The 17,670-nt window shown below is 36.3% G+C and carries 16 protein-coding genes; 4 read left to right on the forward strand and 12 right to left on the reverse strand.

Going from position 1 to position 17,670, the window contains the following annotated elements; genetic code table 11:
• Window positions 1–408: 408 nt before the first annotated feature.
• From MKZ14_RS20450 to MKZ14_RS20460, 3 genes are all read right to left on the reverse strand, one after another.
• On the reverse strand, window positions 409–1,164 hold the full coding sequence (locus MKZ14_RS20450; RefSeq protein ID WP_016992720.1) for an exodeoxyribonuclease III: 756 nt from the start codon (window positions 1,162–1,164) through the stop codon (window positions 409–411).
• Between the two features lie 52 nt (window positions 1,165–1,216).
• Window positions 1,217–2,131 carry a UDP-N-acetylmuramate dehydrogenase gene (murB, locus tag MKZ14_RS20455; RefSeq protein ID WP_016992721.1) on the reverse strand — a complete coding sequence of 305 codons (915 nt, stop codon included), beginning with the start codon at window positions 2,129–2,131 and terminating at the stop codon, window positions 1,217–1,219.
• Window positions 2,132–2,349: 218 nt separating this feature from the next.
• Window positions 2,350–2,655, reverse strand: coding sequence for a helix-turn-helix domain-containing protein (locus MKZ14_RS20460; RefSeq protein WP_004231981.1), 306 nt, complete (start codon window positions 2,653–2,655; stop codon window positions 2,350–2,352).
• A 337-nt stretch (window positions 2,656–2,992) separates the two neighbouring features.
• On the opposite strand from MKZ14_RS20460, the gene MKZ14_RS20465 reads away from it, so the two are divergent.
• Both MKZ14_RS20465 and MKZ14_RS20470 read left to right on the forward strand, forming a co-directional pair.
• Entirely contained in the window at window positions 2,993–3,520 is a 528-nt protein-coding gene (locus MKZ14_RS20465) for a YceI family protein (protein WP_016992722.1), read from the forward strand.
• A 36-nt stretch (window positions 3,521–3,556) separates the two neighbouring features.
• Entirely contained in the window at window positions 3,557–3,922 is a 366-nt protein-coding gene (locus MKZ14_RS20470; protein ID WP_036079415.1) for a DUF2500 domain-containing protein, read from the forward strand.
• 43 nt (window positions 3,923–3,965) lie between these two features.
• Here MKZ14_RS20470 and MKZ14_RS20475 read toward each other — a convergent pair whose 3' ends face one another.
• The 5 genes from MKZ14_RS20475 to MKZ14_RS20495 form a co-directional block, all read right to left on the reverse strand.
• Window positions 3,966–4,976, reverse strand: a complete 1,011-nt coding sequence (locus tag MKZ14_RS20475) for an IS3 family transposase (RefSeq protein ID WP_339280999.1) — start codon at window positions 4,974–4,976, stop codon at window positions 3,966–3,968.
• Window positions 4,871–5,296 carry an HTH domain-containing protein gene (locus MKZ14_RS20480; protein ID WP_058844812.1) on the reverse strand — a complete coding sequence of 142 codons (426 nt, stop codon included), beginning with the start codon at window positions 5,294–5,296 and terminating at the stop codon, window positions 4,871–4,873. The genes MKZ14_RS20475 and MKZ14_RS20480 overlap by 106 nt, the downstream gene beginning before the upstream one ends.
• Before the next feature lie 122 nt (window positions 5,297–5,418).
• Window positions 5,419–7,779: a bifunctional 2',3'-cyclic-nucleotide 2'-phosphodiesterase/3'-nucleotidase gene (locus MKZ14_RS20485; protein WP_016992724.1), complete on the reverse strand. Its 2,361-nt coding sequence runs from the start codon at window positions 7,777–7,779 to the stop codon at window positions 5,419–5,421.
• A gap of 302 nt (window positions 7,780–8,081) precedes the next feature.
• Window positions 8,082–8,708: an FMN-dependent NADH-azoreductase gene (locus tag MKZ14_RS20490; RefSeq protein ID WP_016992725.1), complete on the reverse strand. Its 627-nt coding sequence runs from the start codon at window positions 8,706–8,708 to the stop codon at window positions 8,082–8,084.
• Window positions 8,709–8,886: 178 nt separating this feature from the next.
• On the reverse strand, window positions 8,887–9,594 hold the full coding sequence (locus MKZ14_RS20495; protein WP_016992726.1) for a DsbA family oxidoreductase: 708 nt from the start codon (window positions 9,592–9,594) through the stop codon (window positions 8,887–8,889).
• Between the two features lie 125 nt (window positions 9,595–9,719).
• Here MKZ14_RS20495 and MKZ14_RS20500 point away from each other — a divergent pair, with 125 nt between their 5' ends.
• Window positions 9,720–11,099 (forward strand): FAD-dependent oxidoreductase, encoded by a 1,380-nt coding sequence (locus MKZ14_RS20500; RefSeq protein WP_016992727.1) that lies wholly within the window; start codon window positions 9,720–9,722, stop codon window positions 11,097–11,099.
• Window positions 11,100–11,201: 102 nt separating this feature from the next.
• Here the strand turns inward: MKZ14_RS20500 and MKZ14_RS20505 are convergent, their stop codons facing one another.
• Window positions 11,202–12,770: an IS1182 family transposase gene (locus tag MKZ14_RS20505; protein ID WP_258861044.1), complete on the reverse strand. Its 1,569-nt coding sequence runs from the start codon at window positions 12,768–12,770 to the stop codon at window positions 11,202–11,204.
• A 163-nt stretch (window positions 12,771–12,933) separates the two neighbouring features.
• Window positions 12,934–13,860, reverse strand: coding sequence for a manganese-dependent inorganic pyrophosphatase (locus MKZ14_RS20510; RefSeq protein ID WP_258860757.1), 927 nt, complete (start codon window positions 13,858–13,860; stop codon window positions 12,934–12,936).
• A 465-nt stretch (window positions 13,861–14,325) separates the two neighbouring features.
• On the opposite strand from MKZ14_RS20510, the gene MKZ14_RS20515 reads away from it, so the two are divergent.
• Window positions 14,326–15,129: a GNAT family N-acetyltransferase gene (locus tag MKZ14_RS20515; RefSeq protein WP_036079421.1), complete on the forward strand. Its 804-nt coding sequence runs from the start codon at window positions 14,326–14,328 to the stop codon at window positions 15,127–15,129.
• Between the two features lie 112 nt (window positions 15,130–15,241).
• On the opposite strand, the gene MKZ14_RS20520 is transcribed toward MKZ14_RS20515, so the two are convergent.
• Both MKZ14_RS20520 and MKZ14_RS20525 read right to left on the reverse strand, forming a co-directional pair.
• A complete protein-coding gene (locus MKZ14_RS20520; protein WP_339280392.1) occupies window positions 15,242–16,108 on the reverse strand; it encodes a MurR/RpiR family transcriptional regulator in 867 nt (288 codons plus the stop codon).
• A gap of 317 nt (window positions 16,109–16,425) precedes the next feature.
• Window positions 16,426–17,655: an MFS transporter gene (locus MKZ14_RS20525; protein ID WP_339280393.1), complete on the reverse strand. Its 1,230-nt coding sequence runs from the start codon at window positions 17,653–17,655 to the stop codon at window positions 16,426–16,428.
• Window positions 17,656–17,670 lie beyond the last annotated feature (15 nt).

Below are 17,670 nucleotides of genomic sequence, written 5' to 3' on the forward strand. Positions count from 1 at the left end.
CAAATTTTTTAGCGAAATTTACTATTTTATGTATATAAAATTGTCTCTAAATACAAAATTTTATATTTATTCGCTATTAGAATAGTATAAACAATAGGAATTATGAAGGCTACTGAGTAATGTTAAAAATTTGTATGTTCATAGAGTGATTGGAGCGACTCTTCCTCATTTTGGAGCGGTTTCTCTCCTTTGTTGAGCGCCTTTCTCTTTCTTTGGAGCAGCTGCCCACTCTCGCTTTACTTTCTAGCAATTTTTCACGTAAAATGAGCTCTTAGACATCTATTCAATAGGGATTCCTCTCACATGGAGCTACCTATCCTGGCGTTGCAAAAACTCTTATTTTCAATAGTGCCGCTCTTATTAAAATACAAAAAATCGTATTTCCATATAGAAAATACGATTTCAGTACTAGCATTGTAATTGCAATTCAATCGGACAATGATCACTGCCCATAATGTGTGGGTGAATTGTAGCGCATTCAATTTGATCTTTCAATTGATTTGATACGACAAAATAATCAATACGCCAACCAATATTACGTTCACGCACTTTATTCATATAGGACCACCATGTGTAGTGGTCGGTTTCCTCGGGATGCTTGTATCTAAAAGAATCTACAAAACCGCTTTCCAATAACGCTGTGAATTTTGCCCTCTCTTCATATGTAAAACCCGAATTTCCAATATTAGATTTTGCATTTTTCAAGTCAATTTCCGTATGTGCAACATTTAGATCACCACAATAAACCACAGGCTTCTGGCTATTTAGTTCTTGTAAATAGCTAGCTAAGCGATCCTCCCATTGTAAACGTAGTGGTAATCTCGCTAAATCGCGCTGTGCATTTGGTGTATAAACATTTACTAAATAGAAATTCTCATATTCTAAGGTTATGATTCTGCCTTCATCCTGAGAATCATCCTCGCCCACTCCATACTTAACAGATAATGGTGTGTGCTTCGTGAAGATTGCTGTTCCAGAATACCCTTTTTTCTGGGCGTAATTCCAATACTGCTCATAACCTTCGATAGAGAGCTCTACTTGTCCAGCTTGACATTTTGTTTCTTGGATACAAAAGAAATCAGCATCTATTTGATGAAAGAACTCTAAAAAACCTTTACCTAGACATGCTCGTATTCCATTGACATTCCATGATATAAATTTCATTTTATCCACACTCCTAAAAAAATGCCCTTCGGCTTATACGAAGGGCATCCTATTATAGATCGTCACCAACAATTTTGACTTCCGTCTCTAGTTCAACGCCAAATTTTTCTTTCACTACACGTTGAACCATTTGGATTGTTTCAATATAGTCTGAAGCAGTAGCATTTCCTTTGTTGACAATAAACCCTGCATGCTTGGTAGAGACTTCCGCATCACCAACACCTTTACCTTGTAGGCCACTATCTTGAATAAGTTTTCCAGCAAAATGACCAGGTGGGCGTTTAAATACACTTCCAGCAGATGGATATTCTAATGGCTGTTTTGATTCACGTTGGAAGGTTAAATCAGCAATCTTCGCATTAATTTCCTCCTGTATGCCTACTCTTAATAGAAATTCAGAGGACAATACATAATAACCTTTTTTGGCAATAATGCTTTGACGGTATCCTAGCTCAAGCTCTTCTTTACCTAATATTAAAATGTCGCCTTCTTTTGTTAACACCTTTGAAGAAACAATAATATCTTTAATCTCACCGCCATAAGCACCTGCGTTCATAGCCATTGCTCCGCCAATTGATCCAGGAATACCACATGCAAATTCAAAACCTGTTAAGGAGGCTTGTGCTGATAACTTTGATACCTCTTTGATCAGTGCACCGCTTTGTGCATAAACATGCTCACCATTAATACGAATCTCATCTAAGCGTGAAAATGTTACAACGATTCCTCTATGACCGCCATCTCGAACAACCATATTAGAGCCGTTACCTAACATCAATAAAGGAATATTATTTATATATGCATAGCGAATAACGGATGCTGCCTCTTCTTCTGTTTCAGGAAGAACAAAAACATCTGCTTTGCCACCTAATTTTGTCATTGTGTATTGCTGTAATGATTCATCTAACTTAATATTGGCAGGATTAATACTTTTTGCTAAATCCGTCGCCCATTGTTCTTTTGTCATGAGAGCTAATTCCTTTCTAACGTCCTTCTTACTCTACACCAGTATGGATTTAGAACCCCAATTTGACAAGTAAAATGAAGGGTATTTTTATCTCATATTTTAAGACAGGTCAGACCTGTGCAGAGATGATGAATATTATAAAGAAAATTGACAGTCATTCCAAGTGTTGTTTTTAGCACATTATTTCATTTATTATCTACTGAAATAATCTATTCAGCTCAGAGCCAACTACTTGCCCATGTTTCAATATTGCGGATAGCACCTTCAAGCGCCTGACCCTTATCTGTTAATGAATACTCAACACGTACTGGTACTTCTGAATATACTTTACGTTCAACAAGCCCCTCTTTTTCAAGCTCCTTTAAACGTTCTGATAATAAACGTCCACTAACAGGTAGTGCAGATTCGATTTCATTAAAGCGCTGTGGTCCATCTAGTAATTGATATAATATTAACCCCGTCCATCGTTTTCCGATTAAATCCATTGCTTTAGCTAAACGAGGACACAAAGTTGTCTCATTCATAATTTTTCACCTCTATGTAACTATTGTAACGATTATTGCAGTAAATGTAAATTTGAAGTAACTTATTTACGTAAAATAATCTATTAACTTTTATATATTTAATTACAAATAGTAACTTTAAATTTCAATGATCATAATGTCTGAGACTAAACGCTATCCTAATAAAATGCACGTATTTCCAATAATATGCCTATTCGATTTTAAATATGTTTTGTTTCCTGTTCACAGATTACACTTTTATAGAGGTAAATACTTCCACATTTATTAAAAACTCATTGAATATGCGATTTATTTACTTTATCATTCGTTGTAGAATGCTGTTTTAGGAGGTTTTCAAATGAAAAAATATGCTATTGATTTCAGTCATTCAACGATCGGCTTTTCTGTAAAACATATGATGATTTCTCGTATTCATGGTACTTTTGAATCGTACAGCGGTGAAATAGTTTCATCCAATATCGAGCAAATGCAGGATGCAAACATTTCTATTACCATTACAGTGGCTAGTGTATCAACTAAGAATCATGATCGTGATGTCCACCTTGTGTCTCCTGACTTTTTTGATGCAGACGTCTATCCAAAAATCGTATTTACCTCTACATATATTGATAACCTTGATGATAAAACTTTTGCTATTCACGGTGATTTAACCATCAAAAACATAACAAGACCTATCGTATTTACAACAGTATATACAGGAAAAGGTGTAAATCCATGGGCACAAGAAGTTTTTGGCTTCCAAGCTAAAGCCCAAATTGATCGCCGTGATTTTAATTTAGTCTATAATACGTTTTTGGAAACAGGTGGTGTATTGATTAGCGATGAAATTGACGTGATAGTAGATCTTGAATTAAATCCTCTTTAAGTATTATTTCTACTTCAAAGAAAGGGAGGAATCTATTTGTTTTGGTTTGATGATCAATTTTTATTTGGCTCTGCTTTTATTACCATCATCTTCTTTATTGTTTTTGGGAGCATAGCCTTTATGATTGTAAACGGTATTATCACTTGGTCTAAAAACAACCGTTCACCAATATTAACGGTACCCGCTAAGGTTGTGACAAAGCGTACGAATATACGTGGGGGATCTAACAATACTGGGGCATCTACGTCCTACTACGTTACGTTTGAAGAGCAAAACGGAGAACGGCATGAACTAAAGATGAATGGCTACGATTATGGTCTGCTTGTAGAAGGTGATCTTGGCATTTTAACCTATCAAGGTACACGGTATCATTCATTCAACAGACATAAAAAAGGAGAGTAGCGATTATAAAATGTACCCTTTGTAAAGGACATTTTGAAAAAGGTTAGGCAACTTCTTGAAGCTGCTGTCTGTATTTTGCAGGCGGCAGCTTTTTTAAATTCCATTGCCCTCGATAATGATTGTAGTAAATCATATAACTCTTAATTTCTTTCTTTACTTCTTCTAACGTTTCACATGCTCTAATAGTTGTTTCATCTTTAAAATGCCCAAAGAACGATTCTTGTGGCGCATTATCCCAACAGTTTCCTCGACGTGACATGGACTGTCCTAAGCCAATTTTCTTCACTAAGGCTCGGAATTTTGGATTCGTATAGTGGAAACCTTGATCCGAATGGATAAAGGCATCCTCCCTTAAATGCCGATGTTTCTTTAATTTATGTAACGTATTGAGCGCAATTTCTATACCCAATGTAGAGGATACTTCATACGCTAAAATTTCATTTGTTTCGGCGTCTTTTATCGTTGATAAATAAGCACGTTTACCGCCTCCATATGTTAAATATGTGATGTCGGTTAGTAATACTTTTCCTGCCACACCTTGCTTGAAGTTGCGCTGTAAATTGTTAGGGCATATACGGTGTTCCTTCGTTGCTTTTGCCATACGACGCGCTGGATTGGCTTTTCGAATGGGACAGATAATATTAAACTTTTTCATAATGCGACGGATACGCTTAAGGTTGTACGTAATTTCATATTGGTTTTCTAGTGTCATTTTTATTTGACGTGCGCCTTTCTTTCGTCCTCGGAAATGAAAGGCCTTTAAAATGACTTCTTTCACCACTTCATCTTCTTCATTCTGTTTTTGACGAGTTAAGACAGCTTCTTCTCTAAAATAGCGATAGTAGCCTGAGCGTGAAACCTTTGCCATTTCACAAAGATATCGTACCATCCGTTTTAATTGATATTTTTCAATAATTTGATGGATTAACTCAAATTTTTGTGTAGTACTTATTTTGATTGCTTCCTTATCAGCTGCCTTTCGAGTTGATCTAGCTTTTTTAAAAATTCGTTTTCTGCTTCTAACAATTTCATCTTCGCCTCTAAGCGGGCGTATTTTTCTTCTATACTTAATTCGCGTTCTAAAGGGCGACCTGAAGCATGTTTTCTGGCATCTTCTAAGCCTGTAAGCCCATGCTCTTTATAAGCTGTACGCCAACGATTCGAAGCTCTCCGAATACGAGCTGGACCAAGGGCTTCAATGTCAAAACCCGCCTCAAAAAAGATTTCACTTGGATATTTTCCTTTATCGTATTCATCAATAAAAAATTCTTTAAATTCATCTGTATAAGTAATGGCTTTCGCGCTTACTGTTTTGACGTATGGATTTAATTTTAATTGTGCCTGTTGTTGTTCCGAAAAAAATTTTTTAGTCATACAATCTACCACCGCTCGTTTTTTCTTCATTATAAATAAAAATACCCTATAAGATGACCTTTTTGAAAGTGTCTATCTTATAGGGTACATTTTATTATCGTTACTCTCCTTTTCCTATTCTTTTATTTAATTAAATATTTAGCAAATCCAGCTTCTGTATCTTCTAAATATTCAATACCACTACCTGCTGGAATGAACTTTTGTGCATCTTTTGCAGATAGGTAGATAACCTTTGTATTGGCTGGGAACGGTACAAATGACCAGTTATTATCCGCAGCTGGGTTAATTGTTTTATTCGCCATAATATAATCTACAACAGCTTGGCGATTTTCATATGCATAGTTTGTTATGTTAGAGCCGTCAGCATTTTTAAATGTCGCCCCATATGATCCACCAACACGGTAATTGTTTGTGATGATGATGAATTCTTGTTTTAAATCGATTGGTTTACCATTATATTGTACATTCTTAATACGATTTGCCTTTTCATCAGTAAGATTACCGCGGCGGTCATATTTTGCTGGCGATGTGACATCAATTTGATATGTTAAGCCATCTAACACATCAAAGTTATAAGAACGTGCTTCTGCATCGATAATATTTTGCTCTTCTGATTTAGTTGGATCAATTGTTGCAAAAATACCAGCAGCCATCTCTAACCACTCGATTGCTTGTGCGCCTGTCACTTTAATCGTAGCAACAGTATTGTCATAATGATAAATGTCGGCCATATTTTTAATAGCAAGTGGCCCTACAGGAATATTTGTATAATCTAATGGATTATTACGAGAGCCTGCTTTGAAAGGTGCTCCAGCTGAAAGAATTGGTGTCTTTTCATCAGCCGTACCCTTTAGCTCTTGTTCGATAAACCATTTTTGAGCTTGCGTGACAATTTGAATGGATGGATCATCTTGCACCATTGAAAAATAACTATGGATTGGTGCAGTTGTTTCTCCAACAGGCTGACGGATATATGATAATGTGCCATCATGTGCCTCTTTAATAGCCTCTAAAACCGTTGTGGATGGTTGTAAACCTTCTTGCTTGATCGATTGCAATGAACCTTTACCATCTACCACTACCCACTCTGATCCTTGTTGTTCTAGTTTTAAATCAATTACACCAAGATGACTACCATAGCTACCTGCCATAACAGTAGGAACACCGTGAATTGTACCCTTCTCTTGGTCAACATCTTTCAAATCCTTATAGTCACCAGGGAATGTTAAATGAGAGTGCCCTGTAATTAAAGCATCAATACCATCAATTTCTGCTAATTGGTAACCAACATTTTCAGCACCCTTCACATAAGTATCTTCACCGATACCTGAATGTGACAGAACGACAATCACGTCTGCTCCAGCCTTTTGCATTTCTGGTACTACCTCTTTCACAGCTTCTACTGGCTCTTGCATTTCCACTTTACCTGCTAAATGAATGGCATCCCATTCAACAATTTTCGTTGGAACAATCCCTGTTACACCAACTTTAAGTGTATGCTTTTTGCCTGAACTATCTACCACTTCTTTATCAAGAATGACATAAGGTGTAAACATACGCTCTTTTGTTTTTGCATCATAAGTATTAGCATTTACGACTGGATACTTTGCATCGTTTAATACTTCATCTAAAAAGTCTAGACCATAGTTAAATTCATGATTCCCTAAAGTTCCACCATCGTATTTTAATGCATTAAGTGCAGCAATAGCTGGATGAACTTCACCTGGCTTTAATACGCTTTCTAATGCTTTATATGAGCCAAGTGGTGTCCCTTGAATTAAATCACCATTATCAAAAAGTAATGTGTTTGGATTTTTAGCTCTTGCTTGCTCAATTAATGTCGCTGTATTAGCCAAACCAAGCTCTGATGATGGAGCATCTAAATAGTAATTGTAGTTAGCTAAATTGGTATGAATATCTGTTGTGCCTAAAATTTGAAGATTTACTGATACGCCAGTTGAAGGTGCTTTGTATTCTGCTACAAAGCGTTCTACAATACTCTCCATCTGTTCCTTTGTCACATAGTCACGAGGGCGAATAGTGTTATCCTCAAATGCTTGTAAAATGTTTGCTGCAACAGCATTTGCTAAATCTTGTTTATATGCCGCTGCAATTTGATCTGCATCCTTAAATTGCTCTAAAACTGTTAGGGAAGCGTTTTCACTAACTAGTCCACGAGCAGAGATAACAAATGCTTGTTGACGTGTTAATTTGTCATCTGGACCAAATGTCGTTGCTGTTTTACCTTTAATTAGTTTTAATTGAACAGCTTTTTCTACATAAGGTGCTAAATCCTTGGAAACATCTTTAAAGGCTAGAGAAGATCCATCGCCTATCTCTACATCTAAGCTTTCTACCAATTCCTTTACATAATCTGCACGTGTTACATCATTGGAAGCAGCATCAGCAGAAACTCCAAATGGTATAAACGCGAAAAGGACTAGTAACATCACTAAGAAATTAGTTATTAATTTCTTATTCATACAACAACCTCCCTGATAATCTATTATTTTCCTACAAATCCTATTATATTAAAACCATATTAATTTTTACTGAATAAATAGTCCTAATTATATGTATTTTTAAAAGAATGGTTAATTACTTTCCCTCAAAATCACAGATTGCTATCATTTTTCATTTTTCTATCTAATAGGATGTTAGTAAATGTAAATTCTAATTAATAAGTTAATGTCAATATGTCCGACCTCCATACCACACCATACATCTGTTCATAAAATAAAAAAGTCCTCTCAAAAATGAGAGAACTTTTATTAAAAAATATTTTTTATGCATTCACAGTTTGTAGTGATTGAGCAACTTTTTTCACTTCTTCTAGGCCATTTGCAATAATTTCTTGAGCTTTATCAGGTGAAGCATTATGACCTTCAATAATTACTTCTTCGATAATTTCCATACCGAATACGCCGCCTACTACGTTTTTAATGTAGTTTACTGACATTTCCATTGGTTGAGCTTCTGGTGCTGAATAGTAGCCACCACGAGCATTTAAAATAATTGCTTTTTTGTCAGTCATTAAGCTAATTAATTGACCGTCTTCTCCATATTTGAACGTGAAGCCTGCTTGATATACATAGTCAATAAATGTTTGTAAAGGTGCTGGAATTGTTAGGTTCCATAACGGGAATGCAAATACAACTAAATCAGCTGCAGTTAATGCATCCATTGCTTTTTGTTTTGCAGCTAATAGACGTGATTCGATGTCCGTTAACTCTCCACCATTTTGTACTTTACCGAAAGCATTGAAAAGGTCTTGTCCAAAATAAGGCATATCTTCTGCAAATACGTCAAAAGTTGTCACATTGGCACCTTGTACATTTTCCATGAAAGTATCATACATTTTTGTTGAAATACCGTCTGGACGGTTGTTAGCTTTTACTACTAAAACGTTCATTATATAAAATCTCCCTTAAATAACAGAATCTAATATCTCGAATTCAAGATATATATTTATCTTAAAAAATTTCATTTAAATTGTCAATGTTACTTGCCTCAGACTTTTGACTGAAATATTATATCTTCCAGCTATCCTAACAAGAGGAGTTTAAAGCTTTACTCCTCTCTCTAGTAAACTAAAATTTACAGTTATCGTCTGTGCATATACCCCCATCACCTGTGCCAGCCATCTTTAGCGTTGGTTGTAAGCCCTCTTCCTCAGCAACTTTACGCAATGTATCCTCAAATACCTCCTGCGGTTGTGCACCTGAAATACCATACTTACGGTTTAGCACAAAGAACGGTACCCCACGAACTCCAAGCTGTAGACCTTCTTGAATATCTGCTTCTACTTCATTTTTATAAACATCATCGGCAAGAACCTTTGCAACTTCTTCACGCTGTAGCCCTACTTTCTCGGCTATCTCTAATAAAACATCGTCTTGGCCGATACGCTTGCCTTCAATAAAATGACTGTGTAAAAGTGACTCCACAAGTGCTGTAACATCTCCCTGTTGTTCAGCCCATTTTACGAGCCGATGTGCTTTTAGCGTATTCTCTTCCATCAAATTGCTAAAATCATAGTTTAAGCCGACTTCTTTCGCACGCTCCGTTACGCCGACAGTCATTTCTTTTGCCTTCTCTAATGACATTCCATATTTCTTTGCCAATGATTCATAGACAGTGCTATGCGAATCTACTGGAGTAGTTGGATCTAGTTGGTAGCTTTTATAGACAAGCTCCACCTGCCCAGCATAGCCAGTATCCTCAATCGCTTTCTCTAATTGTTTTTTACCAATATAACAAAATGGGCATACATAGTCAGACCAAATTTCAATTTTCATTTCTTGTTCACTCCTTTTGCTACATTGTAGCGATAGTTGAAATCACAAGGCAATTTTAATGCCTCACTGCATAAATTTTCAATTTCTTCTACATACTGAATACAAAAACGATGTGAGGTTTCTATATGACACAATCTCTTTGGCTTGCTACAACTGAGTCAGTCTCGTTATCTTCCCTTTCTTCCTCAACAACATGTGATGTATGTATAATCGGTGGTGGCTTAACTGGTTTATATACCGCCTATACTTTAGCAAAAGCAGGTGTGGATGTAGTTCTTCTTGAAGGAAATACCCATTTTGGTCACGGTACGACAGGGCATTCAACAGGAAAACTAACAGCCCAGCATAGCATTGTCTATGCAAATCTTTTAGAAAAACTATCTTTAGAAGAGGCACAGCTTTATTATCAACTTAATCAACAAGCGATTGACAAAGCTAGACAGTTACTCCCACCAGACAGCGTTCGTTCGGTTGATTCACTGTTATACTGTCAAACCAAAGAAGGCTATGCACAATTATTAAAAGAATGGAATGCCTATAAGGTTTTAAATATTAAGTCAAACCTTACCTCTGACACGGAGCTACCATTCCCTATTACAAAAGCGCTAAGCATGTCACAACAAGCACAAATAAATCCTGTTGAAGTAAGTAATTTTCTTGTTAAAGAGGCACAGAAGATGGGAGCAAAACTTTATGCGAATACCCGTGTTCAGCAATTAAACATACCACAAAATAACTTACATACCGAAAAAAATATGTCGGTTCAATATAATAAGCTTATTTTGTGTTCACATTATCCCATTGAAGCTTTTAAAGGACTCAAACTTTTTAAATTATCCAATAGTCGTTCCTATATGGTTGCAAGTAAAACCTCTGAGACCATGCAAGGTCAATATTTATCAGTTGATTTTCCTTCTCGTTCGATACGGACTGCCACGATTAATCAGGAAAATTATTTAGTATTAGGAGGGGCGAATCACATCGCTGGTGAGACCGTTCATACCGAGCCTTATTATGAGGCCATTTCCAATGAAATGAAGGAGCATTTTGAACAACAGCCACTTTATCGCTGGTCAGCCCAGGATATAGAAACACCAGATATTGTCCCTTATGTTGGAAGAATTACAAACTCCTTACCTAACGTACTAATTGCCACTGGCTATCGTAAATGGGGAATCTCCAATTCCTTTGTCGCAGGTGATATCCTATCCTCTCTTTTAACAGGCGCAAAGATCGAGGATGGTGCTATCGCTCTTTATTCACCATCACGTACAAAATTCGGTGCCCAATTCATGCAAATGCTAAAAGTAGGAGGCTTTGTTGCCAAGGAATATATAGCTGGATATATGAAGAATGCCACTGCTCCAACCTGTACTCATTTAGGCTGCAAAACGAAATGGAATGAAGCTGATGAAACATGGGATTGTCCTTGTCATGGTTCCCGTTTTAACGCTAAGGGTGAGGTGCTTGAAGGCCCTGCTGTCCAGCCATTAAAACTTGATTAAAAAAGAGGCTGGGACATAACTAGCTTCAATTAGTGAGAAATCCGAATTTGAATTCATTCAAATTCGGATTTCTCTATTTTTTATGTAGTCTCCCTATAGATCTTAGCTAATGGCTGTGAATTTTCTTAAATTCACGGCCATTAATGCGAGGCCCATCTCGTTTTCAACCTTCGATTTTCCTCGTACAGAAAATCGGGTGAAACGCAAATTAGCCTTCAAGAATCCAAAAACTGGTTCCACGTCAATTTTACGTTGACGATAAATGGTACTTGTTTTTTCTTCTGAAAGCTTTGCTCGCACATATTCTTTTTGTTCTTCCCACTTCTCATTCACCATTATCTTACGATTATTTCCTTCTTTTGCTTTTGTACACGATGAACGGAGAGGGCATCCGGAACAGTCTTCACATTCGTATATCTTAAACTCACGCTTGAAATCATATTGATCTGTTTTCGTGGTACGATATTTAAATACAAGCTGTTGTTGGTTTGGGCAAGTGTATCGATCATGTTCTTTATCATAATCCCAGTTCGCTGTATTGAATTCGTTGTGCTTATGCTTTTTCTTCTGTTCTTTTAAATACATATTGTACGTGATTAAGGCTTCTCTCTTACGATTCGAAAGGATATCATCATAATTTTGTTCACTGCCATATCCGGCATCTGCGACAATGTGTTTGGGTAACTTAAAATAACGTTGTTCGATTTCATCTAAAAATGGGATTAATGTACGTGTATCTGTTGGGTTCGGAAAAATGCTGTAGGCAAGCACATACTGACCTTCTGTTGCCACTTGTATGTTATAACCTGCCTTCAATTGACCATTTTTCATATAGTCATCTTTCATACGCATAAATGTCGCATCCGGGTCTGTTTTCGAATAACTATTTCGTTCGTCAAAGATTTCGAAGTCTCTTTGATATTTTAGTTTGCGTTCAATATAGTCGATTAATTTTTTCCGAGCTTGCTTTGGGAATTTCCGTTCCGTTCTTAAAGCCTTTCGCTCTGCTACATCTGATGAATCCTCAATTTTTCGATCATATTCAGAAATTACTTCATCTACTTTTTCAACCATTCGAGCGAGGTCTTCCAATGCTAATTCATTTTCATTTTCCCGTTCAATTTCTGGCATGATTTCTTTTTCAAGCAGCTCATCGTAAAGCTGGTTTGACTTTTCAATTAGTCCGTTATGATATTTTTCAATCGACTTTTTCCACACGAATGTAAACTTGTTCGCATTCGCTTCAATCTTTGTTCCATCAATAAAAATAGCTTCCTGGTTAATTAATCCCCCTTGTACCAACTGGCAGCGGAATTGAACGAAGCATTGACGAATTAACTCTTTTACGTCTGGTTGGACACGGAATCGGTTGATTGTGCGGTAGGTTGGTTCATGCCCTTGAGCTAGCCACATCATCCGAATACTGTCTTTTAAAAGCGCTTCGATTTTACGACCAGAAAAGACAGATTGCGTGTAGGCGCATAAGATAATTTTAAGCATCATGCGTGGATGGTAGGCAGGGCAGCCCTCATTTCGAAGGAATGGTTCAAACGCTTCAGGCGGGATACTTTCGACTAAATGATGGACATGGAAGGCAATATCATTCTTTTGTAATTTTACTTCTAAATCTAAAGGCAAAACTAATTGATTCATGTTATAATCTTTAAACATAAGGATCCTTCTTTCTGTATAATTTGGTTGTGGTGACTTAATTTTATCAGAAGTGGTCCTTATTTTTATGAAAAAATTGAAAGCCGATGAAATTTTACTGATCGTAAAATTTCACCGGCTTTTTAGTGTAGAGATGGGTTTTGTCCCAGCCCCTTTCTTATTTTTATTTTAGAGCTTCTGTTAATACTGGTACAATTTGTTTCTTACGAGAAACAATACCTGGTAATACAACACGGTTATTGATAAGGTCAGCACCGAATCCTTTTGCTGCCGCTTCTGCTACTTGCCCAATTGCAACAGCTGTTGAATCATTATTTAAAATGTCAGTCACAACGAAGAAGAATAGATCTAGGCCATTTTCTGCAACATTTTTATTGAGTAGAATTTCTAACTCTTCTTGACGATTAAGCACATCATTAATATCAACTGCATTCACTTGAGCTACAACAGATTTATACTCACCAAATTGGAACTCTTTTGCATCTAACGATAATAAATCTTCTAATGATTTATCAGATAAATCAGCACCTGCTTTTAGCATTGCTAAGCCATACTCTGCAGTATCCACACCAGCAATTTTTGCTAGCTCCTCGCCAGCTTTTACATCTTGCTCTGTGCAAGTTGGCGATTTGAAAAGTAGTGTATCAGAAACTATTGCTGATAACATTAAGCCAGCAATATTGGCTGGTATCGCTACTCCGTTTTCCTTGAAGATTTTGTTTAGAATTGTAGCTGTACAACCCACTGGCTCAGCACGATAGTATAATGGATCAGCTGTTTGGAAGTTTGCAATACGGTGATGGTCGATTACCTCAGTAATTTGTACTTCCTCAATACCGTCAGCTGATTGCTGGAATTCATTGTGGTCAACAAGGATAACCTTGTCCGCTTCTCCTACAACAGAAGAAATTAAACGAGGCGCTTCAAAGCCAAATTTATCTAATGCAAACTGAGTTTCATTATTAACATCTCCAAGACGTACTGCCTCAGCTTCTTCACCAATTTGCTGTTTTAAATAGGCATATACAATCGCAGACGTGATTGTGTCTGTATCTGGGTTTTTATGTCCAAAAACTAATACTTTACTCATTGAATTAATTCCTCCTAAAATGGCACTTACATTTATATTTTATTTTATCATACCTTAAAGCCTGACAAGTGATAAAGTGAAACTTTGGAATAATTTCGCCACCGTATAAATGCCACTGACCTCACTTCGATATATCATACAGTGCTCAATCACGATCAAAATGTATTACCTAAAATTCAATATACAAATATAATGACAGTGCTCCCAATACATACTTTTCAAATAAGATATCTACATTATAACTAGCTTGCATTACTCTGTATACTTTTAATAGGACTAATTACTTCTGCAAAATTCTCTATTTTTACCAACCTATTTTTAACATTCAATAGTAAAAATGCCTCTTTTTTATAAAATAATTAGTTTATATAGATATTTAGTTGGGTTTTCATATTTAAGTCATCATAATTTTATGCTATCATCAGATAGTCTATATTTTTGGATATTCAGGAAATGGGGATTACGATGACGAAGAAGATAGAAAAAAAGTACATTCCTTTAGCTAACTATTTTGATGTAGCTTTACAACAAGAAATTACTTTATCCTTTAGTGAATTAGAAAACATTATGGGACAAGCATTACCGAACGCTGCCTACTTAAATAAAAGCTGGTGGAAAAAAACTAAGCCCCCTCTCTCACATTATTTATCTTGGACGAATGCCGGTTATTATGTCATTGATGTTAAACTAGGTACTAGTGTATCTTTCTCACGTACACAAATGAAGTCGAGCGAAACCAACACTTCAAACACTGAGGAAAATTCATCTGCATACATAATACGAGGAATTGAAGCATCTGATGCTAGATCGTTCATTCATTTACAAGAGGAGATATTTCAAGAAACTGACTTCATGTATAATGTTCAAAATGAGCTAGATCTCACTGTCCAACAACTTCGTAAAAATTTAACCTATTGGAAGCAACTAAAAAACCGTACAATACTACTTTGTGTACTCAACGGGATTTTTGCAGGTTATGCAGTTATTCATGGATATAAACAATCGAAGGCTAGACATGTTGCCTCTATTCGTTTAGCTGTGAAAGCAGAGCATCAACAAAAAGGTATTGGCTCCGCACTGATGAAAGCTGTTGAAAGTTGGTCTAAACAACATGATATTTCCCGTTTAGAGTTATCTGTTATGGAGCATAACAATGTAGCTTTACATCTCTTTACAAAGCTAGGATTTCATCAGGAGGGCATTCGAAAAAATGCCATTAAATTAAATAATACTTATATTAATGAATATAGCTTGAGTAAAATTCTATAATTCACTTTTCCTAGATGTCTAAATACTATTTGGACATCTTTTTTAAATAGAAAATTCCAAAAAAATACCGCATAGATAGTGTGTTTCAACAAACTATCTATGCGTATTTACATTAAAAAACCTGCTTTTCTCTAATTGCATCTAAGAATAAAACATTACTTTCTACTTGCTCATACGATTGCTGATATTTTTCATAGTGGTCTTTATCCTGACTTATCATTTCCTCTATCAAGGCATGCAAAAATGAAATCAAGACTGGGGCGATGTCTAGAGAAGAATGATTTTTGGTGCCGAGGGTAAATAACGCACTGGTATATTCTCGAATAGGCGAAAATGCAGAACCTGTAATGGCAATAATTTTCACTTTCTTTACCTTTGCAATTTCAACAATCGTTTTAATATCCATAATCTGTTTATCAAAAGATAGTACAATTAAAGTTGTATGTTCGCCCATACTGTTTATTTGATTCACTAGATCATCCGAGTCTAAACGAAGCTGCTTAATATTAGCACGAAATGTTTTCAATGTATTAGATAGCCAATTTGCAACAGATGCATTATGACGAGTACCTAGAATATAGATATTGTCTGCTTCATGCATCCATTTTGAGCATTTCTGGATCTGCTGATCGTTAATCAATTGAATTGTTTCTTGAATATTTTGGATATCTCGTTGCATCACCTTACCAAAGCTAGAATTAGTCAGCTTCTTAGCTGTATATGTAGGCTGTAGATTTGCACCTACATCTTGAGACAAAATATAGCCTCTAATTTCCTCTTGCAGTTCTACATACCCGGACAAATCCATAGCATAACAAAATCGAATCACTGTTGATTCACTTACATTAGCCAATCTGCCAACCTCTGCTGCTCCATTAGCAATTACTGTTGTGGGATTATCCATTACAAATTGTGCTACTTTACGCTGGCCCTTTGACAGCCTTACAAACCTTTTCTTTATATCCTCATGAATACTCATTCCTAACAACCTTTCTTTCAATGACCTTATCACGAACGGGAGATTGTTTCCTATTGACTCAAAATTCGATTAAAAATACAGTATCACGATTACAATTTGAATACAATGACTTTTCTGAAAAATCTTCATCGCATTAACCTGCTAATAAAACAATTTGATTTACTCTATAACCGATTTATATTGATTTGTCATTTTAACAAATAAATTAGTAAAATCGAATAAAAATTAATAAATGCTCATTTTTATGTATAATTTAAGCGAAATGAGACAAAAATGTCCTGGATCAATTCCTCTGATCCAGGACATTCTATTTCATATTATTCTAATTCAAGCTGCTTCGTTTCTTTCCCAAGGAAGATGACACCTACAACACCGATAATAATTGCTCCACAGAAAATGGCGAAAATAAAACCTATATCATAGCCTGCCGTTAATAAAAATCCAACGAGCAACGGGCCGAAAATTCCACCAATTCGTCCAACGGCTGCTGCCATACCAGCACCTGTTCCACGAATAATCGAAGGATATTGTTCGGGTGTATAAGCATATAATGCTCCCCAAGCCCCTAAGTTAAAGAAAGATAAAAACATTCCTGAAGCTAGCAATACAGCTAAAGTATCTGCATTTCCAAAAATATATGCACTCGCTGCAGTCCCAATTAGATAGGAAACAAGGACAAATTTACGTCCAAACTTTTCTATAAACCATGCGGCTGTAAAGTAACCTGGTAATTGAGCTAAAGTCATAATCAAAACATATTTAAAGCTTGTGATCATGTCAAAGCCCTTCCCTACCATTACACTTGGCAACCATAAAAACATGCCATAATACGAAAATACAACCGTAAACCATAATAACCACAGCATAAACGTAGAACGAGCATACTTTTTCGACCAAACCTCTTTCATATTTTGGCCAATGCTCCGTTTTTTTGCTTCTTCCTTCACAGTAAATTGAGGTGAATCAGGCAAATGCCAACGAAGATAAATAGCATAAAACGCTGGAAGTGCCGTTAGAATAAGTGCTACTCGCCATCCCCATGTAGGAATCACAAAATACGAAATAAGTGCTGCAATTAACCAGCCTGCTGCCCAAAAGCTTTCAAGTAATACAACCACGCGCCCTCTTTCTTTGGCAGCTACACTTTCAGATACAAGCGTTGAAGCTACAGGTAATTCTCCTCCTAGCCCCATCCCTACTAAAAAACGTAAAATTAAAAATGCAGTCAATGTTGTTGTAAAAGCGGACAAACCACTTGCAATAGAAAAAAGGACAAGTGTCCACATAAAAATTTGCTTGCGCCCTACTTTATCAGCAAATACACCGAAAAAGAGAGCTCCTACAGCCATCCCGATAGAATTTATACTACCAATCCAACCAGACTGACTTGGTGAAAGTCCCCACTCAGCAGCCAATGCTGCAATAACAAAGGATAATATACCAACGTCCATTGCATCGAAGAGCCACCCTACCCCCGCCACACCCAATAGCTTATTTCTGGAAATGGATTGCTGAGGTTTATTTGTTACTGCTGTATTTATTGTCATCTCAACCACCTGTCT

This window comes from Lysinibacillus sp. FSL P2-0066, from assembly GCF_037969495.1.
GTDB classification, from domain to species: Bacteria; Bacillota; Bacilli; order Bacillales_A; family Planococcaceae; genus Lysinibacillus; species Lysinibacillus boronitolerans.